Source organism: Mesorhizobium sp. RCAM 06353 (genome assembly GCF_059683585.1).
In genome coordinates, this window is the sequence record NZ_CM185031.1 from 2,551,440 (window position 1) to 2,574,789 (window position 23,350).

Annotated in this window: 24 protein-coding genes; 8 read left to right on the forward strand and 16 right to left on the reverse strand. The window is 64.5% G+C overall.

The window, feature by feature from the left end; all coding sequences use genetic code 11:
* Positions 1 to 66: 66 nt before the first annotated feature.
* The 7 genes from AC56QX_RS12110 to AC56QX_RS12140 all read left to right on the forward strand — a co-directional run bounded on the left by AC56QX_RS12110 (position 67) and on the right by AC56QX_RS12140 (position 6,486).
* Entirely contained in the window at positions 67 to 726 is a 660-nt protein-coding gene (locus AC56QX_RS12110; protein WP_258581682.1) for a helix-turn-helix domain-containing protein, read from the forward strand.
* Positions 727 to 765: 39 nt separating this feature from the next.
* Positions 766 to 1,842 carry an extracellular solute-binding protein gene (locus tag AC56QX_RS12115; RefSeq protein ID WP_497116142.1) on the forward strand — a complete coding sequence of 359 codons (1,077 nt, stop codon included), beginning with the start codon at positions 766 to 768 and terminating at the stop codon, positions 1,840 to 1,842.
* Between the two features lie 22 nt (positions 1,843 to 1,864).
* Complete coding sequence (locus AC56QX_RS12120; RefSeq protein WP_497116143.1) at positions 1,865 to 2,737, forward strand: ABC transporter permease; 873 nt, start codon at positions 1,865 to 1,867, stop codon at positions 2,735 to 2,737.
* Entirely contained in the window at positions 2,737 to 3,534 is a 798-nt protein-coding gene (locus AC56QX_RS12125) for an ABC transporter permease (RefSeq protein ID WP_477219962.1), read from the forward strand. The genes AC56QX_RS12120 and AC56QX_RS12125 overlap by 1 nt, the downstream gene beginning before the upstream one ends.
* Positions 3,531 to 4,646 (forward strand): ABC transporter ATP-binding protein, encoded by a 1,116-nt coding sequence (locus AC56QX_RS12130; RefSeq protein WP_497116144.1) that lies wholly within the window; start codon positions 3,531 to 3,533, stop codon positions 4,644 to 4,646. Before AC56QX_RS12125 ends, AC56QX_RS12130 begins: the two co-directional genes overlap by 4 nt.
* An 82-nt stretch (positions 4,647 to 4,728) precedes the next feature.
* Positions 4,729 to 6,114 (forward strand): NAD(P)/FAD-dependent oxidoreductase, encoded by a 1,386-nt coding sequence (locus tag AC56QX_RS12135; protein WP_497116146.1) that lies wholly within the window; start codon positions 4,729 to 4,731, stop codon positions 6,112 to 6,114.
* 3 nt (positions 6,115 to 6,117) lie between these two features.
* Positions 6,118 to 6,486: a cupin domain-containing protein gene (locus AC56QX_RS12140; protein ID WP_497116147.1), complete on the forward strand. Its 369-nt coding sequence runs from the start codon at positions 6,118 to 6,120 to the stop codon at positions 6,484 to 6,486.
* Between the two features lie 79 nt (positions 6,487 to 6,565).
* On the opposite strand, the gene AC56QX_RS12145 is transcribed toward AC56QX_RS12140, so the two are convergent.
* Positions 6,566 to 7,186, reverse strand: a complete 621-nt coding sequence (locus AC56QX_RS12145) for a hypothetical protein (protein ID WP_497116148.1) — start codon at positions 7,184 to 7,186, stop codon at positions 6,566 to 6,568.
* A 111-nt stretch (positions 7,187 to 7,297) separates the two neighbouring features.
* Between AC56QX_RS12145 and AC56QX_RS12150 the strand changes: the two genes are divergently transcribed.
* The gene (locus AC56QX_RS12150; RefSeq protein ID WP_497116149.1) at positions 7,298 to 7,912 is read left to right on the forward strand and encodes a TetR/AcrR family transcriptional regulator; all 615 of its coding nucleotides are present in this window, start codon (positions 7,298 to 7,300) and stop codon (positions 7,910 to 7,912) included.
* A gap of 42 nt (positions 7,913 to 7,954) precedes the next feature.
* On the opposite strand, the gene AC56QX_RS12155 is transcribed toward AC56QX_RS12150, so the two are convergent.
* The 15 genes from AC56QX_RS12155 to AC56QX_RS12225 form a co-directional block, all read right to left on the reverse strand.
* Positions 7,955 to 9,598 (reverse strand): MFS transporter, encoded by a 1,644-nt coding sequence (locus tag AC56QX_RS12155; protein ID WP_497116151.1) that lies wholly within the window; start codon positions 9,596 to 9,598, stop codon positions 7,955 to 7,957.
* A 177-nt stretch (positions 9,599 to 9,775) separates the two neighbouring features.
* Positions 9,776 to 11,644, reverse strand: coding sequence for an asparagine synthase (glutamine-hydrolyzing) (asnB, locus tag AC56QX_RS12160; RefSeq protein WP_497116153.1), 1,869 nt, complete (start codon positions 11,642 to 11,644; stop codon positions 9,776 to 9,778).
* A gap of 175 nt (positions 11,645 to 11,819) precedes the next feature.
* Positions 11,820 to 12,086, reverse strand: a complete 267-nt coding sequence (gene fliQ, locus AC56QX_RS12165; protein WP_010911298.1) for a flagellar biosynthesis protein FliQ — start codon at positions 12,084 to 12,086, stop codon at positions 11,820 to 11,822.
* Between the two features lie 13 nt (positions 12,087 to 12,099).
* The gene (gene flgD, locus AC56QX_RS12170) at positions 12,100 to 12,507 is read right to left on the reverse strand and encodes a flagellar hook assembly protein FlgD (RefSeq protein WP_497116155.1); all 408 of its coding nucleotides are present in this window, start codon (positions 12,505 to 12,507) and stop codon (positions 12,100 to 12,102) included.
* Complete coding sequence (gene flbT / locus AC56QX_RS12175; RefSeq protein ID WP_497116156.1) at positions 12,507 to 12,950, reverse strand: flagellar biosynthesis repressor FlbT; 444 nt, start codon at positions 12,948 to 12,950, stop codon at positions 12,507 to 12,509. The genes flgD and flbT overlap by 1 nt, the downstream gene beginning before the upstream one ends.
* Positions 12,947 to 13,294: a flagellar biosynthesis regulator FlaF gene (gene flaF / locus AC56QX_RS12180; protein ID WP_497116157.1), complete on the reverse strand. Its 348-nt coding sequence runs from the start codon at positions 13,292 to 13,294 to the stop codon at positions 12,947 to 12,949. Before flaF ends, flbT begins: the two co-directional genes overlap by 4 nt.
* Positions 13,295 to 13,322: 28 nt before the next feature.
* Positions 13,323 to 14,366 (reverse strand): flagellar hook-associated family protein, encoded by a 1,044-nt coding sequence (locus tag AC56QX_RS12185; protein WP_497116158.1) that lies wholly within the window; start codon positions 14,364 to 14,366, stop codon positions 13,323 to 13,325.
* A gap of 3 nt (positions 14,367 to 14,369) precedes the next feature.
* On the reverse strand, positions 14,370 to 15,824 hold the full coding sequence (gene flgK / locus AC56QX_RS12190; RefSeq protein WP_497116159.1) for a flagellar hook-associated protein FlgK: 1,455 nt from the start codon (positions 15,822 to 15,824) through the stop codon (positions 14,370 to 14,372).
* A gap of 28 nt (positions 15,825 to 15,852) precedes the next feature.
* Entirely contained in the window at positions 15,853 to 17,109 is a 1,257-nt protein-coding gene (locus AC56QX_RS12195; RefSeq protein WP_477441942.1) for a flagellar hook protein FlgE, read from the reverse strand.
* 79 nt (positions 17,110 to 17,188) lie between these two features.
* A complete protein-coding gene (locus tag AC56QX_RS12200) occupies positions 17,189 to 17,857 on the reverse strand; it encodes a response regulator transcription factor (protein WP_497116160.1) in 669 nt (222 codons plus the stop codon).
* A gap of 223 nt (positions 17,858 to 18,080) precedes the next feature.
* Positions 18,081 to 18,668, reverse strand: a complete 588-nt coding sequence (locus tag AC56QX_RS12205; RefSeq protein WP_497117736.1) for a transglycosylase SLT domain-containing protein — start codon at positions 18,666 to 18,668, stop codon at positions 18,081 to 18,083.
* A complete protein-coding gene (fliK, locus tag AC56QX_RS12210) occupies positions 18,598 to 19,965 on the reverse strand; it encodes a flagellar hook-length control protein FliK (RefSeq protein WP_497116161.1) in 1,368 nt (455 codons plus the stop codon). Before fliK ends, AC56QX_RS12205 begins: the two co-directional genes overlap by 71 nt.
* The gene (locus AC56QX_RS12215; RefSeq protein WP_497116163.1) at positions 19,962 to 21,335 is read right to left on the reverse strand and encodes a MotC family chemotaxis protein; all 1,374 of its coding nucleotides are present in this window, start codon (positions 21,333 to 21,335) and stop codon (positions 19,962 to 19,964) included. The genes fliK and AC56QX_RS12215 overlap by 4 nt, the downstream gene beginning before the upstream one ends.
* Positions 21,332 to 22,732 carry a MotB family protein gene (locus AC56QX_RS12220; RefSeq protein WP_497116165.1) on the reverse strand — a complete coding sequence of 467 codons (1,401 nt, stop codon included), beginning with the start codon at positions 22,730 to 22,732 and terminating at the stop codon, positions 21,332 to 21,334. The genes AC56QX_RS12215 and AC56QX_RS12220 overlap by 4 nt, the downstream gene beginning before the upstream one ends.
* Positions 22,729 to 23,349 carry a hypothetical protein gene (locus AC56QX_RS12225; RefSeq protein WP_497116167.1) on the reverse strand — a complete coding sequence of 207 codons (621 nt, stop codon included), beginning with the start codon at positions 23,347 to 23,349 and terminating at the stop codon, positions 22,729 to 22,731. The genes AC56QX_RS12220 and AC56QX_RS12225 overlap by 4 nt, the downstream gene beginning before the upstream one ends.
* Between the last annotated feature and the right edge of the window lies 1 nt (position 23,350).

Consider the following 23,350-nt stretch of genomic DNA (forward strand, 5'->3'; position numbering starts at 1 on the left):
CGTCATGCGCGGCTTGCTATTTGTACAGTGCCACTGTACAAGGTGTTAAGTGAGGTGGAAGACCACATGAGCAAGGGGTCCGACAAGGCTTCGGTAAAGACGGGCGACGTATCGGCCGCGACGCATGCCCATCAGGTGCTGGGCATGCGGCTCAAGAGCCTTCGCCTCGCCCGCAGGCTGTCGTTGCGGGAGCTTGCGGAAGCGACTGGGACGAGCGCCAGTTTCATCAGCCAGCTCGAACGCGGCCTGACCGGTGCCAGCACCGCCTCGCTCAACCAGATGGCTTCGGCTCTTGGCGTCAGCGTCGCCATGCTGTTCGAGGAAAGCACAGCGCAAAACCATGGTGTTCTGAGGCGAAGCGAGCGGCCGAGCCTGCCGCCCAGCGATGGCTGTCGCAAGATGCTGTTGTCGCGCCCGCCGCTGAGCGACATGGAAGTCTATGTCGGGGAATTCGACATTGGGGGCTCGACCGGACCCGATCGCTACACCCATGGCGACGCGCACGAGATGCTCGTCGTGCTGCGCGGGGTCGTCGAGGTCTCGCTCGGCGAGGCGCGCCACGTGCTCGAAGAGGGCGACAGCATCGAATACACGACCTCGACACCGCATCGCTCCGAGAACATCGGCAGTGGCCGAGCCGAAGTGATGTGGATCATCGCGCCGCCGACCTCGGTGCGCGCCGAACTCGACCAATACACGGCCTGGAAACCGCTCGCGGCCAGGTAGGTCCAATCCAATGCGGGCATCAATGGGAGAATGACAATCATGCAGAAAACGAAAGCTTTGTATCTCAGCGCCGTGATGGCGCTTGGTGTGCTGGCAACTGCGGCGTTCGCGCAGGAAAAGCCGGTCGCAGGCGAGGTCAAGGAAGGGTCGCTCAAGGGCAAGACGCTGACGTTCGTCTCCTATGGCGGCATCTACCAGGACGGCCAGGCGGCCGCGCTGCAGGAGTTCGTCGACAAGTCCGGCGTCAAGCTGCTCAATGACGGACCGACCGAGATCGCCAAGCTGCAGGCGCAGGTCGAGTCCGGCAACGTAGCCTGGGACGTCGTCGACACCGACGACCTGCCGCCTTACGTCTATTGCGGCAAGCTGTTCCAGAAGCTGGATCTGACGAAGCTCGACGTCTCGAAAATCCCCGAAGGCCAGGTCGGCGAGTGCTCGGTGCCGGCGATGAACTACGGCGTCGTGCTGATGTACAACAAGGAGAAGTACAAGGATAATCCGCCCAAGAGCTGGGCCGACTTCTTCGATACGGCAAAGTTTCCGGGCGTGCGCGGGATCGACGGCTCCGGCAGCCCGACGGGCGGCTTGCTGGAACAGGCGTTCAAGGTTGCCGGCGGCGACCCGAAGGCGATGACGGTGGCCGATATCGACAAGGCTATCGATGTGGTCCGCAAGCTCGGCCCCGATACCATTTTCTGGAAGACGGGTGCTGAATCGCAGCAGCTGGCGGAATCCGGCGAGGCCGACATGCTGATGATGTGGACGGGCCGTGCCATGACCGCGGTCAAGAACGGCGCCAAATACGCGCCGGCCTGGCAGGACTGGCTGGTGGTGATGGACCAGATGACGATCCCCGTCGGCGTCAAGGATACGGACGCGTCCTACGCGCTGCTCAATGCCTATCTCGGCAAGCACGCACAGGAGGTCCTGGCGGAGAAGACATCCTACACGCCGATCAACAGCGACGCGCAGCCCAAGGTCGACGCTTCCGTCGCCGCCTTCCTGACCAATACTCCGGATCGCCAGAAGCAGGGCTACAAGCAGAACTTCAAGTTCTGGGTCCCGAACTTCGCGGTGGCGCAGGAGAAGTGGTCGGCGCTGATGGCCGGCAACTGAACCAGCGAACGAGGGGCAGATCGTGAGCGCGTCCGAGCTTCCGACCCAACCCGCCGCCGAAGGGCGGCCGGGGTGGGCGTGGCGGCCGTTCGCGCTCACCGCGCCGGCTCTGATCCTGCTCGTCGCGGTGATCGGCTATCCGCTGTTCACCATCGTGCTGCGCAGCCTGTCGGAGCCGGAATGGGGCGTGCAGAACTATGCCTGGTTCTTCGGCGCGCCCATCAATCTCACGGTGCTGCAGCGCACTTTCACCATCTCGGCCTGGGTGACGATCGTCTGCGTGATCTGCGCTTATCCTTACGCCTATCTGATGACCGCCGTCGGGCCGCGGGTGCGGCTCGTCCTGGTGCTCTGCGTGCTGATCCCGTTCTGGGTGAGCGGGGTGGTTCGCACTCTGTCCTGGGTGATCCTGCTACAGGATTCGGGCGTTATCAATTCGCTGCTGCGCGCGGCCGGGTTCAGTGGCGTCAAGTTGATCCGAACCCAGACCGGCGTGGTGATCGGCATGGCGCAGGTGCTTTTGCCGTTCATGATCCTGCCGCTCTATTCGGTCATGAAAGGCATTGACCTCAGGCTGATGCGCGCGGCGCAAAGCCTTGGCGCGCGGCCGTCCCGCGCCTTCCTCACGGTCTATCTGCCGCTGTCCCTGCCAGGGGTCTATGCCGGCGCGATCATCGTGTTCATACTGGCGCTGGGCTTCTACATCACCCCGGCTTTGCTCGGCGGTCCGCGTTCCACCATGCTGTCGACACTGGTGCAGACCCAGGTGCTCAGTCTCCTGCAATGGGGCCGAGGCGGCGCGATGGGTGTGGTGCTGCTCGTCGCAACCTTCGTGCTCTTGGCGCTGGCGGCGCCGGTGATGCGCTCCAGGTATCGTGAAGCGGAGCGGCGCTGATGGAGATGAGGCCGCTTACACGTTTGCTTCTGGGCCTGGTCTGCCTGCTGGTGGCGATATGGCTGGTGGCGCCGACGCTGGTCGTGGTGCCGATGTCGTTCAACGAGAACAAGTCGCTGGCGTTTCCGCCGCAGGGCTTCTCCTGGCAGTGGTACCAGAACTTTGCCACCAATCCAGACTGGTCGAACAGCTTCCTCAATTCGCTCAAGGTTGCCTCGATCGTGGCGGTGCTGGCGACGGTGCTTGGCACGCTCGCGGCCTTCGGCCTTGACCGCATGAAGGCCGGGCCGGCCAATTTGTTGCGGATGCTGATGCTGACGCCGATGGTGGTGCCGGGTGTGGTGCTCGCCATCGGCATCTACGCCGTCTATCTCGACACCCATCTCGTCGGCACGCTGCTGGGCTTCGTCCTTGCCCACACCGTCCTTGCGCTGCCCTTCGTGCTGATCGCGGTCTCCGCCAGTCTCGAAGTCTTCGACAGGCGCCTCGAGACGGCGGCGGCGAGCCTCGGCGCGGGCGCGCTGACCACGTTCCGCACGGTGACGCTGCCGCTGATCCTGCCCGGCATGCTGTCCGGCCTGCTCTTCGCCTTCGCCACCTCCTTCGACGAGATCGTCGTGTCGCTGTTCATCACCAACCCCTATCTCAAGACCTTGCCCGTGCAGATATTCTCCTCGATCACCCGCGACGCGGATCCGACGGTTGCCGCCGTCGGCACGATCCTGCTTTTCGCCACAACGATCCTGATCGGTGGCGGCATGCTCCTTCTTGGTCGCGAACGGAAAGGACGCCAATGAAGCAGCCAGAGCAGAGCAAGGGCGCGGCGATCGATCTCGAATCGATCAGCAAGGCCTATGGTGGCTTCAAGGCGCTGGACGGCGTTTCGCTGCGGATCGAGCCCGGCGAGTTCATGACGCTGCTCGGCCCGAGCGGCTCCGGCAAGACCACGACGCTGAATGTCGTGGCCGGCTTCACCGATCTGACCAGCGGCAAGCTGCTGGTCGGTGGCAAGAACGTCGTCGGCGTACCGGCGCACAAGCGCAATATTGGCGTTGTCTTCCAGCACTACGCGCTGTTTCCGCATATGAGCGTCGGCCGCAACGTCGCCTATCCGCTGACGCTGCGCGGCGTCGATCAGGCCGAGCGAAAGGCGCGCGTCGCAAGGGCGCTCGACATGGTCAAGATGGGCGACTTCGCGCATCGTTATCCCAGCGAACTGTCGGGCGGCCAGCAGCAGCGCGTGGCGCTGGCCCGCGCCATCGTCTTCGACCCGCCGCTGTTGCTGATGGATGAGCCGCTCGGCGCGCTCGACAAGAAGCTGCGCGAATGGCTGCAGCTCGAGATCAAGCGCATCCATCGCGAGCTCGGCACCACCTTCGTCTATGTGACGCATGACCAGGAGGAGGCGCTGGTCCTGTCGGATCGCATTGCGGTGTTCAATCGGGGACGGATCGAGCAGGTCGGCACCGGCCGTGAGCTGTACGATGAACCGGCGACGCTGTTCGTCGGCCGCTTCATCGGCGATTCCACCGTACTGCGCGGAGAGGCGCGAAGCGACGGCGCAAGCACGGCGCTAAGCATCGCCGGCGAGACGGTGACGGCGCCTCGGCGGATCGCCGGGGAAGCCCGTCCGGTCATGCTGCTGCGCCCCGAAAAGCTCGCCATCCGCCGGCCCGGCCAGAGCGCGGCAGGCACCACCAACCGGCTGCCGGGGACGATCGCGGAAGCCATCTATCTCGGTTCCGGATCGAAATACGAAGTCAGGCTCGCCGACGGCTCCACGGCGGTTGTGCGCTCGCCGCTGACCGGCGACAGCTTTGGCCTTGGCGACAAGGTGGAGCTTTGCTTCGACGGTGCCGACGCCAAGCTTCTGGCAGATGACAGCACGGCCGACGCGACGCTGACCTGATCCATCTCTTTGTTTTAACGCAATCCCGGACGGAAAACCGTTTCACACTTTTCCTGGAATTGCTCTTGCTGAAAGTCATCCCATGCAAGCCAAACGCAACGGCGACATATCGTTCTGGTATGCAGATTTGGGCGGAGTTCCTGCGCCCCGGCCACCCTTGCCCGGCGACATCGATGCCGATGTCGCGATCGTCGGTGCCGGCTATACCGGGCTGTGGACCGCCTACTATCTGAAGAAGGCCAGACCTTCGCTGCGCATCGCGCTGATCGAGCGAGAGTTCGCCGGCTTCGGCGCTTCGGGCCGCAATGGCGGCTGGCTGTCAGGTGGCTTCTCGTGGTCGCGTGAAAAATATCTCAAGACCTCGACCCGGCAAGGGGTGAGCGCCATGCAGGCGGCGATGGCGGGCTGCGTCGACGAGGTGATCCGGGTGGCGACAGAGGAAGGGATCGACGCCGATATCCGCCGCGTCGACAATCTGACGGTGGCCACCAACCCCGCGCAGCTCGAACGCGCGCGCGAAGAGTGCGAAACGATCCGCGCCTGGGATGTCGATCCGGACCGCGTCGAAATGCTGGATCAGGCGGCGACGCGGGCGCGCATCAATGTGCGCGACGTCATGGGCGGCTTCGTCGTCCACGGCCAGGCGCGGGTGCAGCCGGCCAAGCTGGTGCGCGGACTTGCCGCCGCTGTCGAGCGGCTAGGCGTGCCGGTCTACGAACAGACGACGGTGACCTCGATCGCCAAGGGCTGCGTGACGACCGACCGCGGCACGGTGCGGGCGGAAACCGTCATCCGCGCGACGGAGGGTTTTACAGCAGGCATTCCCGGCGAGGAGCGGACCTGGCTGGCGCTCAACAGCGCGCAGATCGTCACAGAGCCGCTGTCGGAGGCGCTTTGGCGACAGATCGGCTGGGAGGGTCACGAGCTTCTCGGTAACGCCGCCCACGCCTATTGCTATGCCCAGCGCACGCGCGAGGGGCGCATCACCATGGGTGGGCGCGGCGTGCCCTATCGCTACGGCTCGCGCACCGACGTCAATGGGCAGACGCAGCAGGCGACGATCGACCAGCTGCATCAGATCCTGACGACGCTGCTGCCGCAGACGGCGAACTGCCGCATCGACCACGCATGGTGCGGCGTGCTCGGCGTGCCGCGCGACTGGTGCACAACCGTCGGGCTCGATCCCGCGACCCGCATCGGCTGGGCCGGCGGCTATGTCGGGCTTGGCGTGTCGAGCTCCAATCTTTCGGGACGCACGCTGGCCGACCTGATCCTTGGCCAGGACACGGAATTGACGAAGCTGCCGTGGGTCAATCGCAAGGTCAGGCCATGGGAGCCGGAGCCGTTCCGGTGGCTTGGCGTACATTCGATGTACCAGCTCTATCGCATCGCTGACGGGCGCGAGGCCGCTGGGCTTGCGCATACATCGAGACTGGCGGCGCTCGCTGACAGCATCACGGGCCACTGATCCATGGAGTCCAATTTGATCGACCTTTCGACCTTCCACGATCTCGCCAAGACCGATATCGGCGCGTTCTCACCAAAGCCGACCAGCATCGAGGGGGATCAGGTCGAGGCGGTGCGCTCGTTCTTCCAGTCGCCGGACGGAACCGTCGATATCGGCATCTGGGAGTGCACGCCCGGGCGTTTCACCGCCGATAGCACAGGTTCGTCGGAGATATGCCATATCATTTCGGGGCGGGTGGAGGTGAGCCGCGCCGACGGCGAGACGCGCGAGCTGGGGCCGGGCGACCTTCTCGTGCTGCCGCAGGGATGGAAGGGCGAATGGCGAATCCGGGAAACCACGCGCAAGCTTTACATGATCCAGAGCGCCGGCTGACCGCCGCCGCTGGGCCCAAAATCAGAGCGCGATCGGACCTTAGCCATCGCCAGCCTGTCAGGCGAGCTTGGCGGGCGGGCTAGCTGGCGGCCGACCGCGTTTTTCCGCCCCACCAACGAATGGCCATGACGGCGATGAGAACAGCCACATAGGGCCAATAGTAGACGTCGTGGACCGCGCGTTTGCCCTCGGCAATCAGAAATGTCAGCCATATGTCGTAGCTGCCGACTGTGTGAAGGATGCGCCATGCGCGTGGTCCGATCCATGCAGCCGTGCGCTCGAAGGATGTCGCCGCCATGGCGATGATGAACAGATAGGCAAGGCCGCCGAAAACGAACATTGCGGTATCCGTGGCGTCGTCGAATTGATCCGGACTCGTCTGCGCGAAAACGAACAGGGCGACCGCATGGACGCCATGCGAAAAAGCAAAGGCCAATCCGATCTGGCGCCGATGACGGCGCAGGAACAGTGTGGATGCGCTTGGCAGATGGCGCGCGAGCGCTGATGCCGAAAAGGCGATGCAGAACAGGATCAGCGATATCTGTGCGGTGAGCCGCACGACCTGGCGAACCGCTTCGACCGAGAAATCGCCGCGGAATGCGACAAGCCCGGACAATGCAAGAATGATCGCGGCCAAAAGCCAGAACAGCCACCAGCGGCTCGTTGCCCTGGTTGCAAGGGGTGGTGCGACGGTGTCCATGAAGCCTCCTGAGCAGAATATGTAATCACTACTTACATTGATTGGCTGCCATTGCAATCCAGAAGTAAGTCGTGCTTGCATCGATCGTCGGATTGTGATCGGGACAGGGGCATGGCGACGCAACGCAAGACCTATCATCACGGCAGTCTGCGGCAGGCACTGATCGACGCCGCCCTTGCCATAGCCAGGGAGGATGGCGTCGATCAGGTAACGGTGCGTGAGGCCGGCAAGCGGGCCGGCGTGTCGTCAGGAGCGCCGTTCCGGCACTTTCCGACCAAGACCGCGCTGATGACCGCCGTGGCCGAAGAGGCGATGCGCCGGTTCCGTGCGGGGATATCGGTCGAGCTCGACAAAGCAGAACAACTTGACCCGCTGTCGCGCTTTCGGGCGCTGGGGGGCGCCTATCTGCGCTGGGTCATCGACAACCCGACGCATTTCGAGATCATCTCGATGCGCCGGGCGATCGATTTCGATGCCTCCGAGACGCTTGTCGGGCTCAATGAAGAAATCCGCGGTCTGATGGTGCGCCTGCTGGAGGATGCGCGCGCGGCCGGGCAGTTGCGGAAAACCGATATAGAAGGCGTTCCCCTGCAGGCACGTGCGCTGGTCTACGGTCTCGCCCGCATGTGGATCGATGGTCAGTTTGCCCAGTGGGGTGGTGCGGAGAACGCCGAGGCGCTGATGAAGCAAAGCCTCGATGGTTTTCTCGCCTTGCTGGCAAAATAGGCCGGCTATTTCGTCGACGGATCAATTCAGCCTTGGGCACCATCAGTGCTCGATCGGCCCCTTGGCCATCACCAGCGCGGTGCCGGCGGTGGTCGGGCGCTCGATGACGCGACGCACGCGCGGCGGCTCGTCGCCGCTGTGCAGCGCCCGCAGGCGGTCGCCGACCATGGCGTCGGCATGGGTGATGCGGCTATTGTGCCTGACATATTCGAGCCAGGTCGGCGTGTGGTAGTGCTCGATCCATATTGTGGGGTTTTCGAGATCGCGCGCCAGCGTCCAGTTGCGGGCGCCATCGCGGCGGCGGATGCGGCCGCGCTCGGCCATGGTGGCGAGGAATTCCGCTTCGTCCTCATGGCGGATGATGTATTCGATCATGATGGCGATGGGGCCGCTGCGCGGCTTCAGGTCGAGCGCGAGATGCGGCTCCTTGAAGCGGTTGAGCGGGTCGAGGTTCAGCACCTGCTGCTGCGGCAGCGGCAGCATGAGGCCGATGGCACCGCCCGCCAGCATGGTGATGGCGGCAGCGATCAGGGCCGTCTCGGCGCCATGGGCGTCGGCGACGACGCCCCAGATCCAGCTGCCCAGCGCGATGCCGCCGAAGGTGGCGGTCTGATAGACCGACAGCACCCGGCCGACCACCCAGCGCGGCGTCGCCATCTGCACGGTGACGTTGAAGTGCGACAGCGCGATCACCCAGCAGGCGCCGCCGACCAGCAGGCCGAGCGATGTCTGCCAGGCGTGATGGCTGATCGCGGCGTTGAAGGCGCAGACGGCGAAGCCGGCGAAGGCACAGCGCACCATCGTCTCGCTGGAGAGCAGTTGCCGCAGCCGCACGCTGATCAGCGCGCCGCCGACGGCGCCGATGCCGAACGAGCCCAGCATGATGCCGTAGGTCAAGGCGTCGCCCTTGACGACGTCGCGCGCCACCAGCGGCAAGAGTGCCAGCACCGCGCCGGCGCTGAAGCCGAAGGCCGCGCCCCTGACCAGCACCTTGCCGATGTTGGGCGACATGGCGACATAGCGCAGGCCGGCGCCCATGGCCGCGCCCAGCGATTCGCGCGGCAAGGTCGACACCGGTACGTCGCGCTTCCAGCGCGCCATCACGATGATGAGGCCGATATAGCTGACCGCGTTGGCTGCGAAGGCGGCCGCGGCACCGGCTGCCGCGACGATGACGCCGCCGATCGCCGGACCGACGCTGCGTGTGAGGTTGAAACCCAGGGAGTTCAGTGCAACGGCCGCGGGCACCTTGTTGCGCGGAACCATGTCGCCGACGGACGCCTGCCACGACGGACTGTTGAGCGCCGTGCCGCTGTCGATCAGGAAGGTGAAGGCAAGCAGCGTCCAGGGCGTGAGCAAATTATAGTAGGTGAACACCGTCAGAAGCACCGAAACGACCAGCATGAAGGTCTGCGCGACCAGCATCACCTTGCGCCGGTCGAAGCTGTCGGCGATGGCGCCGGCGACAAGCGCGAACAGCATGATCGGCAAGGTGGTCGAGGCCTGGACCAGGGCGACCTGATAGGGCGAGGTGGCGATCGTGGTCATCATCCAGGCGGCGCCGACGCCCTGGATCAGGCCACCGAAATTGGACACGAGACTTGCGGACCAGACGGCGCGGAAAATGCCATGCCGGAACGGCGCCAGCGCCGAAACGCCTTCGCTATCCGGTTTCTCGTCAATCATGGATGGGTTCCTGCCACGGCGTGCCGATCCATGCGGTTTCTCCGCATCGTTTGCCGAAACTATGGCATCGCGCCGCAAAGGGCGAATGTCATGCGAAAAAGATGATGGTCCAACAAAGGGATAGAAGAGGGCCACGCCCTGCGTCGGCATCGCGAAAGGCTATGCCGTTCGTTTGCCTCAGCGAGCGTCCCTGACCGCCGCGTGCAGCGCTTCGGTGAGGTCGCCTGTGGTCTGGCCGCCGGCATGCAGGCGAAGGAAAAGCTCCATGCCGACCAACCGCAGCCGCGACGGCTGGTCCCGCTTTGCCAGCTCGATCAGGTCTTCGACCGAAGCCGCCGGCCACTTCATGACGTCGCGCAGCAAGCCGCCGCCCAGAAGGCTCTCCGTGCCCGTGGTGAAGGCGTTCGATACCTGGAAGCCGTTTTTGCGGGCGTTCACGTTCTGAAGCGGAATGTGTTTTTCCGCGACTTTCTTCAACAGCCATTTTCCTTGCTTGTGGCGGTATTTGTGCCGCCTCGGCAGATGGATCGCGAAGTCGATCAGCCGGTTTTCGAGGAACGGCACCCTGAGCTCCACCGAAGCCGCCATGCTGAGCCGGTCATGCCTGTTCAACAGGTCCTGAAGATGCGCGTACATGTCGTGAAGGCAGCATCCCAGGAAGGCACGATCACTGAGTGACGCGACCGGCTCGAGCCGGTCGAAGATCTTGGTCTGCAGGAAATTCAGTTCCGGCGACAGTGCCCTGAGCACGATGTTGCGGTCCCAGCCATGGCCACCCGCAACCGATGTCCGGAAGGGGGCATGACGCAGGCGCTCGAACCTGCGGGCAAGCCGGGCCTTGGAGCGAAACAGCCGTTGCGGCCATGACCAGGGCCGCCACGGCCGCATGCTGGCTTCCTGCCAGTCGTAGCCGCCAAAGAGTTCGTCGGCGCCTTCGCCGGTCAACAGCACCTTGACGCCGTCGGCCCGGCACTGTTCGGCAAGCGCCAGCAGGCAGACATGGCTCGCATGCCAGCCGTCGCTCTCCAGATGCCAGATTGTTCTTGGCCAGAGTTCGAGGAACCGCTCCTTGTCGACGGGCACCCTGTTCAGCGGCACGCCGGCATGGCGCGCGGTGCGTGCGGCGTCTTCGGCTTCGCTGTGGCCGAGGCGCGGATCGACGACATAGGCCGTCATCTCCGGCCTGAATCGTTTCGCCAGCGTCGTGACGAGACCGGAATCGACACCGCCACTGCAAGCCGCGGCCAGGCTGGTATCGGCAATGCAGTGCAGTCCGACGCTGTCGTCGATCAGCGCCTCCAGCGTCGCCATGTGCTCGGCGTCGCTGGCGGTGTCGCCGGTGATGCGGGCGGCGTCGAGCACATCGAGGACGTGCCAGAAACAGCGCTTCTCGATGCCGGCGTCGGTGATCTTCCACAGGCCCGCCGGTGGCAGCCGCTCTATGCCTTCGAACAGGCTGGAGCTGGAGTCGCGGCTTTGCCAGGCGAGACGCAAGGTGATCTCGCGCGCATCGATGGCGCGTGCAACGTCGTCACAGGCAAGGATCGCCTTGTCTTCGGAGGCAAAGAGGATCCGCTCACTCGTCTCGGCCACCGACATCGGCTTGATGCCGAGGCGATCGCGGGCCAGCCAGAGCGCGCCGGCCCGCATGTCGAAATAGGCGAGGGAAAACATGCCGTCGAACAGCGGAATGGCCTTGTCCGGCCCCCAGTGGTGCAGGGCTTCGAGGACCACTTCGGCATCCGAAACCGTTCGGAACCGCCTGCCTTCGGCCTCAAGCGTCGCGCGAAGTGTCCGGTAATTGTAGACCTCACCATTGTAGACCAGCACGCCCTGGCCACAGGCGGTGAGCATCGGCTCGCGGGCTTGCGCCGACAGATCGATGATCGAGAGCCGCCGGTGACCGAGCGCCAGCCGGCTGTCGTTCCATGTGGCGTGATCGTCGGGGCCGCGATGCGCCAGTGCCTGCGTCATGCGACCGACATCGGTGAGATCGCCGCCCGCGATCGGGTTCCGCTTGCGCCAGACGCCGGCTATGCCGCACATGGTCCGCCGGCCGGTCTGTGCTGGTTCAGGAGATTTCGAGGGACCATTGGGACAGAACGATCGCCTGGCCAGGAGTGGCCTGCACGGCAATTTAGCCGGAACCGGGTCAACCGCAAGCGGGCCGCTGGATTCGGGTAATTCCGGATGGAAGCCGCCGCCCGCTCCCTCGAAGGGTTCAGAACCCGTTCTGGATGCGCTGGAAGATGACGTTGGTGAAGGCCGATATCTGTCCGCCGATGAACGGGCCGGTGAGCGCCACCACCAGCATGATGGCGACGATCTTCGGCACGAAGGTCAAGGTGATTTCCTGGATCTGCGTCAGCGCCTGGATGAGGGCGATGCCGATGCCGACCGCCATGGCGACCAGCACCACCGGAGCGGACGCGGTCAGCACCGTCCACACCGCGTACTGGACGATGTCGAGTGCGTCGGCCTCGTTCATGTCAGAGGTTGGCCTAGCTCGCCGGCTTGATCGACACGCCCGCGCCGACGGGAACCGTGGTGCCATCCTGCAGCACTGCGATCAGTCCGTTGCTGCCAAGCGTCACCGAGGCCACCGTGCCGGTGGTCTTGCCGTCGGCCGAGGTGATGTTGCGGCCTATGAGAGCGTCGGCCTGCGACAGCGCCGAGGACTGCATGATCTGGTCGAGCTTGGTGTTGGTCTGCACCGATTGCTCGACCTGCGAGAAGGTGGCGAGCTGGGCGACGTACTGGGTCGAATCCATCGGCTTGGTCGGATCCTGGTTCTTCATCTCGGCGATCAGAAGCTTCAGGAAGGACTGGTAGTCGACCGCTGTCTTCGAGGTCGACGTGGTCGTCGAATTGGCGCCAACCGGTATCGTCGTCGTCATGTCCACGGTCATTAGTAGCGTGCTCCCACGGCCAGCGGGCGCGCGGCGCCCGGAACATCGTCATTGCCGCCAAGCGCGCGGCGTTCGAGAGGATAGAGCGAACGGATCGCCTTCAATGCCTCGTAGATATGGTCCTCGCCGACCATGCGGTCGATCTGTTTCAGCGCGCCGCAGATATCAGCGTCCTCGAAGCTTGCGATGAGCAGCGGCAGCGAGCGGCGGAACATCTCGCGCGCCTCATCAGCGCCGGCCGGGTTGATCAGCATGACCTGCACGATGAAATAGAGCTGCCTCAGCGGCGTCGATGCGTCGTCGGCCTGGAGCACATGGCTTTCGAGCAGGAACTGTACGTCGTTCATCAGTTCAATGGTGACCTTGCGGTCGACACGGATGACGGCGCCGTTGATGTAGATCTTCTCGTTGGGCTTCAGCGATATCTTCAGCGTGTTGGTCATTGAATGCCGTCGCGGATGATCTGGGACACTTCGATCAGCCCTTCGAAATTGTTGGTGCGGCCTTGGCGGATGTCCTCCGCCTCGCGCAGCAGCCACAGGCCGATGGAAATCAGGTTGGCGCGCAATTCCTTGGGAAGCGCATTGTCGCTGGAGCCGAGATCCTCGACGAAGACGGTCCAGACGCGGTTGGTGAAATTCAGCGCCTCCACCGCCTCCATCGAATCCTGGCCGGCCAACGCTGCCGCCGACAGCATGTCGATCGAGCGAGTCAGAAGCTCGCGCTCACGGTCCTTGGCGTCCGAGACGGAGGTGCTCTGAACGTCGGCGTAGGAGAATTGGTACATCGTTGGCTCTACCGTTCCGTAGGAGTTATCAGGTCAGGTAATTCAACAGGCTGAGCTGCTGCAGGCGCGCTGTCAGAGCGAAGGATGTCTCGATGTGCTGCGTCAGGTCCGCGACCTTGGTGGCGGCCGTGGCCGGGTCGACAGCTTCGAGATCGAGGATATGGCGTTCGAACAGGTCGATCTGCGTCTTCATGCGGTCGCTGGCATCGGAGACGCGCTTCTGCACGATGCCGGTCTCCGACTGGACCTGGGCGATGCCGCTCAGCGCCTCGCCGACCAGTGTCTGCGAGTGGCTGACGATGCTGTCCTTCGCCGCCTGGCTGATGTTGGTGGACATCAGGCTGGAGACCATCGCGGCGGCCATTGCGAGCTTCTTGATGCCGTCGCTGTTGGCGCTGGTCGAGGTCTCGGTGGTCTCGTTGAGCGCGATGCGGCTGACGATCTGCTGATCGGTGGCGTTCGACATGTTGGTCTGCCAGCCGGCGCCGAGGAACTGCGGCGTGACATCGTTGGTGATGAAATCGTCCATCTGGGCGGCGGTGATGTTTGCTGCGGCCGGATCGCTGGGCGTGAAGCCGAACTTGGCGACGAAAGAGGCGTCGAAGGCGGCCTTGGCCGGTGAGCCGGCGGCGGTGAAATCGTTGATCGGCTTGACGTCGGTGTTGGTGCCGGCGAACAAATATTCGCCGTTGACGCTGGTGTTGAGGATCGAGGCAAGCTGCTGGATCGTCGTCTGGCCGGTCGACTGGGTCAGCGTGTCGGAATTGTCGCCCGACGACGCGGTCGTCAGGCTGGACAGGAAGGTCTGCGCCACGCCGGAGAGCTGGCCGAGCGAGGTCTGCGTCGACGACAGCCTTGCGGCGACCAGCCCGTTGGAATCGACAATCACGTTCAGCCGGTCGAGGTCACGCGAGAAGGTGACGGCCTGGGCGGTGCGCCCGCCCAGTGCCAGGCCGACATCGGCGACCTGACCGGTCGAGGATTCCTTCGTTGCTTTGACGAGATCGGCCTGCATGCGCATCTGTTGATAGCGCAGGGCATTGGAGAGGGCGGCCGAGGAGACTGAGGTCATGGATTATCCCACCGCGTTCAACAGCGCCGTCATCATGTCGTCGACGGTCTTCATCATGCGGGCCGATGCCTGATAGGTGTGCTCGAGGTCGAGCATCAGCGACATTTCCTGGTCGACATTGACGCCGGTCGCATTGGACAGCGCCTCGGAGCTGCGCTGTGCCAGCGCTTCCTTCGCGTCGGCGGCGGTCGAAGCCTGCTGGCGCATGCCCTGGAGCCAGCCGATCGAGTTGGCGGCGTAGTCGGAAACGCTGGATGTTGCCGAAATCCCGGCGGCAGGGTCGAACGTCATCGGCTGGTCGAGCCGGTCGCCATAGGCGACCAGAAGGTTGGAATAGGAAGCCCCGCCAGTGGTGTTGGCGACATAGGCAGCGCCATTGGCGCCGCCGTCGCGCAGCAATGTCGGATTGCCGCCAGCGCTCGGATCCATCGCCGCATTGATGCTGATCGTGCCGGCCAGGCCATTGACCAGCGTGCCCGCGGCCGGCACTGCCGGTGCGCCGGACCAGGTGAACAGGCCGGCGGCGTTGGGCATGGCGGGCGCGGTCTCGGCAAAGGCCGTGATCAGGCCGCGCGCGGTTTCGTCGAGCTGGCTCTGCATTGTCGAGGCGACGCCGTCGCGCAACTGCAGCAGGCCGGCAAGCTTGCCGCTGGCGCTGGTGTTGCCGCCGCTTCCCGCCGAGACCGGAACGTTATCGATATAGACGGTGTTGCCGGGGCTTCCGGCGGCATAGCCGGCCGATGGCGTGAAGCTCACCGTGCGCGGTATCGTCTCGAACAGCGTGGTGCCGTCACCCGTGGTGATGACCATGTCGTTGTCGCCACGCGTGAAGGTCGAGACCGGAACATAGTCCGCGATCTTCTTCAGCAGCGCGTCGCGCTGGTCGAGCGCATCGGAAACATCGGTGCCGGAACGGGATCCGGAAATGACCGCCTGGTTGGCGTCCTGGAACTGGCTGAGCAGGGAGTTGAGGTCTTTGACCGCCGTGTCGATCTGGCCGTCGGTCTGGGTGCGGAAATCCTGAATGGCCTGCGAGCCTTCATTCAGGGAGCGCACGACCTGCCTGGCCGCATCGATGACGCTGGAGCCGAGATTCTGATTGGACGGCGAGGTGGCGTAGAGCTGCAGCTGCTGCTGCAGATTGGCGATGGCGGTCGAGGGCGAGGAGGCGTTGTCGACGCCGTTGACCGACACGTCCAGCTGATCCATGCCGCTGTAGAGCGCGTTCTGGCCGCTATATGCCGACAGGGCGCCGAGATTCTGCCGGAAGAGCAGGTCGTTGGTTACGCGCTGGATATCAACCGAACGCGCGCCGGGCGCCGTGCTGGTGACGACGGCGATGCGGCGCGTATAGTCCGGGTTGGAGGCGTCTGAGACGTTGCGTGTGACAACGCTGGTCTGGCGCGCGGTACTCATAAGCGCCGATTGGGCGATGCTCAATGCGGAAGATAACGACATGCTGGTCTTTCACGGGCCACGCCCGGTTTTATCTCTTCAGGTTGACAAGGACGTCCATCAGGTCGGAACCGGTCTGGAAGACTTTCGAATTGGCGGTGTAGCTGCGCTGCGCCGCGATCATGTCGGTCAATTCCTCGGCGATATCGACGTTGGAATTTTCCAGCGCGCCGGAGATGATCGAGCCGAGCTTGCCCTCATTGGCAAAGCCGACGCGGATCGCACCGGAATCGGTGCCTTGCGCGTAGACATTGCCGGGCAGGGCCTTGAGCTGGTCGGGGCTCTGCACGTCGGCCAGCGGAATCTTGTAGAGCGGCTTGGTCGAGCCGTCCTTGTACTGGGCGTAGATGGTGCCGTCCTTGCTGATCTGCACCTTGTCGATGGTGCTCGGCGCGTTGCCGTTGACCTGGGCGTCGCTAACGGTGAAGCCGGTGCCGAGCTGGGTCAGTGTCGACAGGTCGAGGTCGAGGCTGGCGCCACCCGGCACCGTGAATGAAACGTCGGTAGGGGTGCCGGTAAGCTTGCCGGTCGTGGTGTCGAAGGTCAGGTTGGCCGTGCCGAGCGCGCCGCCGGTGTAGGGGAACGATGTTCCAGGCGTCGCCTTCGACTGATCGAAAACCGCCACCTGCCAGGTGCCGGTGCCGGTGTTGGTGAAATAGACGTCGAGCAGCTTCTTGTTGCCGAGGTTGTCATAGGCGACCATCGACGATTTCGAGGTGTACTGCGCGGTGGCAGCGTTGGCGCCGGGCAGGTTGGCGGCGACGACCGGTGTCGCACCTGCCGGCAGATTGCCGCTGAAACTACCTGTGGTGCTCGGGGTTGCGGTCAGTCCCTGGTCGGAGATGACGACCGGCTCCAGGCCTTCGAAGCCGTTCACCGTCGCAGCCGGGGTGCCATTGGCGTAGCTGTAGGCCATCAGCTGGAAGCCGGCAGCGTTGACCAGCCGGCCCTGCGCATCGGGGACGAAGGCGCCGGCGCGGGTCAGGAATGGTGTGCCGCTCGGATCCTGGACAACGAAGAAGCCATCGCCGCTGACGGCAAGATCTGAAACCGAGGTCGTGTACTGAAGCACGCCCGGATCGCTGACCGCCTGCCGGATCGTCGTGGTGACGCCGCCGGAATTATAGGCGCCGCCCGTCGACGGCATGATCAGCGTCGAAAATTCGGCGGAGGAGCGCTTGTAGCCGGTGGTATCGGAATTGGCGATGTTGTCGGCTGTCGTCGACAGGCGATTGGCCTGTGCGTTCATGCCGGAAACGCCGGTCCGCATCATTCCGTAGAGGCTCATCGAAACGTCTCCGCTATGTCCATGCCACTGGCTTTGAGGCTACGCGTCCTGTCTTGCGCGAAGCTGGCGCGGCGCGGCATCAGAACACGAGCCGGTAGCCGAGGAAGCGCTTGGAATCGATCGGGTCGGTGCCCAGCTTCTCGCGCAGTTTCTTGCGCAATTTGCTGATGTGGCTTTCCACCACGTTCTCCTCGACCTCTTCGTCGAAGATGCCGTAGATGGCGTTGAAGACCTGGGTCTTGGTGACGCGGCGGCCGCGGTTGCTCGCCAGATATTCGAGGATGCGGCGTTCGCGGCGCGGCAAGGGCAGCGGCTGGCCGTCGATCTCGGGGTCGCGGCCGTCCATGAAGATGCGCATGGCGCCGATCTCGGTGTAGGCGACATCCTCATGGGCACGACGACGGATGGCGGCGATACGGGCCAGGATCTCTCTGATATGGACGGGCTTGCGGATGACGTCGTCGACGCCGCTCTCGAACAACCGCAGCGTGTTTTCCAGCGAATGCTGCTCGCTGAGCGCAATGACCGGAGCGCCGGTGCGGTCGCGGATCTGGCGTGGAGAGATGGCGCCTTCGCGGCAGTCGCCGATCAGGAAGGCCCGCACCGAACGCAGATCGGTGTCGGCGGCCGAGTTCACCCACTCGCCGAATTCGCCTGGCGCGAAGCCTGCGCAGGCAACACCCTCGCGATCAAAAAGTGAATTGTATCCCTCAGTTACGAGCTCTCGCTCGTCAACGATCACGATCATCGGCCCCGCCTTCCGAATCAGCACATCTGCCCCGTGGGGAAAGGCGTAACCGCTGGCGGGAAACCTGAACAACCGTCATTTCTTGTAACTAGTTTCTTGGGAGTCTGGAATCGCACCGGTTGCATTAGCGTGCAGCCAGATATGCTTGCGATGGGAAGTTCTGAGAAAGTTAAAACGGCAACCCAGAGCAGCGCGATGGGCGTATTAGAAGCAGAAAATACGCTTACGGGTTGCAGAAGGTGCGGGCGTTGGTTGTCCATTTGCCGAAACCGGTGGCAACCATGTTGGCGATCACCCGGCAGACATAGACCTTCTGCGCCGGGTCGTTGTCGGGACCGGCATGATAGCGGGCGACAGCCATCGACCAGGTTTCGTGGCGGGCATGGAGACTGGCCAGGAAACGCGCCGCGTAGTCGACGTTCTGGCGCGGATCGAGCATGTCCTCGACGCTGCGGAAATGCGATGCGTGGTAGTGGTGGTTAATCTGCATGCAGCCGAGATCGATCAGCGTCTTGCCCTCGCGCTGCGCACTAGCGAAGGTGGCAAGCGCTTCGGCCCGGCTTCTTGGGAAGACCGCTTTTCCTTCTATATTCAATGCGTTAGGTTGAAGGCTCCCTTTCTTTCCGGTCTCGGTCAGGCCGACGGCATAGAGGATACCGGCGGGCACGCCGTAGCGGTCGGCGGCGCGCAGGATCTCGGGCTCGCAAGGATTGGTGGCGGCGAGGGCGGCGTTCGCGAGGCTAGATAAACATATCGCCGCCAGCGCGCTCGCGAGATGGCGAAGCGGCGCGGCCGAGTGCTTGCGCGTCATCATGGTTCCCCCTTGCGGACTGCTGGCCCGGTTGCTGGCCGCCGGCTCCGCTGTTGCCGCCGCCGGAGTTTCCGGGCTGGAACGAGGACTGGTCGCGGCCAGGCGCGGTGGTGAGCGAGGCGGTTGCATCGGCCCGGGTTGTAGCCGGAACGGCCACTGACGGTTGCATGATGGTGACCTTATCAACCTCGAAACCCAGCCCGCGCAGCGACTTGACGATTGCCTCGCTATCACTGGAAAGCCGGCGGTAGGCATCGTGTGTTTCAGGCTTCAGTTCAATCGAGAGTTGTTCTCCGGAGAGGCGAAGGTGTGCCGTGACCATGCCCAGTTCGGCCGGGTGAAGTTCGATCTTCAACACATGTGTCGGAACTGCAACAGAACTGGCCAGCTGGGTGGTCGCGGAGGCTGTCGAAAATGACTGCTTCGTGCCAACATCGGCCGCTACGGCGTTGATTACGTTGAGCGCCGCCTGACTCATCGGCGCCTGCGGCGGGGCAGGGAAGCTGCGCTCGGAAACCACGTCGACGCGCGTCTGCGCCGAGGGCTGTTTTCCCGGCTCCGACCGCAACGAGGACTGGACGTCGGCGACGGACTTCAGCTGCGGCGCCGCCTGCTTCGGCTCAGCGCCCGGCACCTCGGCGGTTGCCGTCTCGGGCAGCGGGCCGGCCGCGATTGCATTGTCACGCCGCAGCGCGCCAGCGCCGGCATCGCGGACGGACTCGAGCTTCGTCAGCGGTCCGTCGACGAGCGACGCCCGCTCTGGCTTTGGCATCGGTTCGAGGTCGTCATGCCCGGCGGCGGATGTCGCCCGATAGGCCTTTGGCAGGATCTGCCCACCGAGCGCCGGTTGCTGTCCGTCCTCGCTTGCGTCGGCCGACTTGGCCGACGTCGAGAAATGGCGCAAATCATGAAACGCCATCAGCAGAGGCAGATGGTCGTCAAGCGGCGTCGCGCCGGCGTCGGTCGCCGGCGTTTCGGTATCGGCGTCCTTGTCCGCCTCGACAGCCTTGCCGTCTTTTGCGGATTTCGCGGCCGTCAATCCGGTCGGCGTGGTCCTCCCCTTGCCGGCCGGCATCGGTTCGTCCTCGCCTGTCTGTGCCGCAAGGTCGGCGGCCAGTTTGCTCCAGCGCGGGTCGCGCGTCCCGGCCTCGGCCGTCGGCTGTTTTTCCGCCTGGCTTGCGCCGCCATGCACCATCCTGCCGAAACCGGCATCATCCTTCTTGCCGGGCGCGGCCGGCTGCTCCGCCGTGCGCGCGGCGGTAAATCCTGGCAGGGCCGGGCCGAGGCTGGGGGTCATTTCGGGGCGGCTCCAAGCAGCTGGTCGATCAGGTCTAGCTGTCGACGGGTTTTCATCATGGCGGCGTCGGTCTGATCGGTCGTGTCGGGACCGGCAGAATTTGCCGGCGCCGATGCCGGCAGGACCGTTGCCGCATCGGCTGAAGGCGCCGGCGCGTTTGGCGCAGCGACCACTGGTCCGCCGGATGGCGGGGCGGCGGGCTGTTCAGAGACGGCACCCTCGACAGGCGGCAATCCGGCTTCGTCGGCGGCCTGCACGGCGGCGACTTCAGGTTTGGGCTGCGGTCCAGCGGCTGCAGACGCCGTGGTCGCGGCTGGAGCGGAGGCAGGCGGCGCCACCATTTCGCCAGCGATCGCCTGGGCGGCATCGAGCAGGGCGCGGTCGCCGTCCGACAGCTTGCTGCGGTCGATCTTGCCGAGCTTGGCGCGCACATCCTCGGTCGTGTCCGAAGTCACAGTCGACAGGCTGGAATAGAGCAGGGCGCGCGGATCGCCCTGATTGGTGTTGCCGTCGCGACCCTGCTCTGCCCGTGCCGAGGCAAAGGCGGACAATTCGCTGAGGCCATCGATCGCGGCGCGGCGGGCGATGCGCAGATAGATCACCTTCTCGCGCTCGGGATCCATCATCGCGGTGATATCGGCCAGCTTGTCCTGGCTGATCGACATGTGCAGCGTGATGACGCCGGAGACGAAGGAATCAGCGAACTGGCTGGCATAGGGCGAATAGAGGTAGCGCTCGACATACTGGGTGGAGGCAAGCGCGAACCTTGCCCCGTCGCCTTGCGCTGCGGCAATGCCGACCGAGCGCCGCAGTGCCGACTCCTCGACCAGCGTGCCAGGGCTGAGCAGCTTGGCCTCGTCGAGCAGCGTGAGCGCCGCCGCCGGGTCGTCCGTCGCCATCAGTGATCCTTTGACCAGGGCAAGAAAGGCGCCGAGATCGCTGGGCAGCGTCATAGGGTCGATTGGCTTCAAGACTTCAATAGCGCCGGCGGGTCGGCCAACCAGATAGTCTATGACGCCCTTGGCAATCGAGAGATCTTGGGCATCAACCGACTCGGCACGAGAGACCGCCGCCTCGACGGTCACCGGATTGCCGCCGCTCATACCGTAGACCAGCAGCGCGCGAAAATTCTTGGGGTCCTTGAAGTCCTCCGCATCGGCCTCGCGCAGGCGCGTATCGGTCATCTCGAGCAGCTTGGCCTGCATCGGCATCGCGGCGTGATCGCCGGCGGCGATGCGATCCTGGACGAGCTGCAGCGAGCGCACCAGCTGGTAAGGCTGCAGCGTATCCTGAGCAAAGCCGGCCGACGGATAGCCGGCTGCCAGCAGCAACAGGCCCATCAGCCGGCTGGTGACGGTCGCCCGCTTCATCCGCCGTTCGCCATCAGGATCTCGATGCGGCGGTTGGCCGCCGACAGGGGATCGGCCGGATCCTTAGGCTGGCGGTCGGCAAAGCCGGCGACTTCGGTGATGCGGCGTTCGTCGACGCCGCCGCGCACGAGCATGTAGTAGGCGGAATGCGCGCGCGCCGTCGACAGCCGCCAATTGTCGTAGCTGGCGCTGCGGAAGGGGCGGGCATCGGTGTGGCCGTTGATAGTGATGGTGCCCTTCTGGCTGTTGATGATGCGGCCGATCTTTTCCATCGCCAGCACCAGTTCGCGGCTCGGCACCGCCGATCCGACTTCGAACATGCCGAAGTCGAGCTGATCGGTGACCGAAATGACGACCCCCTTGTCGGTGGCTTCGACCGAGACGCCGTCATGCAGCTTGTCGCCGGGCTTGAAGGCATCGGCCAGCTGCCGCTTGACGTCGGCCGCCGCCTTCACGGCAGCGGCGGTCGGCGGCTTTTGCCCGGCTTCAGGCGCGGTCGTCTCTTGGGCGGCGGCTGCGGCTTCCGCCTTGGCTGCGGCCACGGCCTTGCCGTCTCCAGCCTTGACATCACCGGCCTTGGCACTGCTGGCTTTGGTTTCGCCGGCCTTGGTTTCATCGGCCTTCGTATCGCCCACTTTGGCCATCGCTGCTGCGGCGTCCTTGCCATCCGCGGCCAGGGGCTCGAGCGGTGCGTCCTTGACCGGCGGCGCCGGCGGCGCGGCCTTGACCTTGGCGACCTGTGTTTCCGCGGCCTTGTCGCCTGATTTGAGCGGGTCGCCCTCGATCTTGGGGCGCTGCGCACTCGCCTCGGCGGCGGGCGTAGCGACCTGCTGCGACCAGAAATCGGGCTCGAAGGGATCGCGGTAGGACGCGCCGCCCGAGGCGCCCGTCGCCGGACCAGCACTCTGCGCGCCGCCATCGCCCTTCTGGCTGACATTCTGCATGACGCCGGTGTCGGTGGCGATTTCGGAGAGCACGGCGTAAGGGTCGGCGAAGAGGTGATCGTCGGTTTGTTGCGATTCTTGCTTGTCTTTCTTGGCGTCGGATGAGCCCGCTTCACCACTACCAGCCTGGCCGGGTTTGGCTTTCGTCTGTTGCGGTTTGTCGGCCGTCGAGCCAATGGCGCTTGGCCCATCGCCCAGATCTTCCAGCCCCTTGCGACTTGAATTGCGGTCGACCAGCTTGACGGGGTTGAAGTAGCTGGCGACGGCCGCCTTGGTCTGTTCGTTGGCGGCATTGATCAGCCACATGACCAGGAAGAAGCACATCATGGCGGTCATGAAGTCGGCGAAGGCAATCTTCCAGACGCCGCCATGATGGGCTTCGTCGTGGTCGTCATGGGCCCGCCGCACGATGATGATCTCGTGCCTGCCATGATCGGCCTCGGCGACACTCATGACAAGACCTCGGAAAGGGTTACAGCCCATTCGGCCATGCGTGTTTCGAACACGGCCTCGTCAATGGTCACCGTCAGGTCGAAACCCGGCGCCTCGATGAAGTCGAGATTTGCTATGCGTGGCCCAAGCGATGCCTTCAGCGGTTCGAACATCGACAGCGGTCCGCGCACCGCGATGCGCACCGCTTCGCCATCGCCGACGGCTTCGCGAACCGCGTCGGCAAGCGCCTCGAGCGAGCGCTTCTGCAGGTCGTCGCTGACAACGCCGCCGATGATGCGAGCGACCGTGGCGGCGACGAGGTCCGTCACCCGCGTCTCCATGGCGTCGATGCGCAGCGAGACCGCCTTGCCGATATCACCGCCGAAGCTTTCGAAGAAAACCCTTGCTTCCTCGGCATTCGCCTGGCGCTCCGCTTCCAAGGCCGCGTCATGGGCAGCGACAAGCCGTTCCGCCAGCGTTGCCTCGGCCTGGGCAACCGCCTCGGCGATCAGCGTGCCGATATCGGCCTTCGGTGCGGATGCTTCCGGTCTGTGTTCGGACGTGGCCTGAGGCTGGCTGACGCGCGGCGCGCGTGTACCGAAATCAGGGAGAAGATCGAAAAGGGCTGCGGAGGCCATG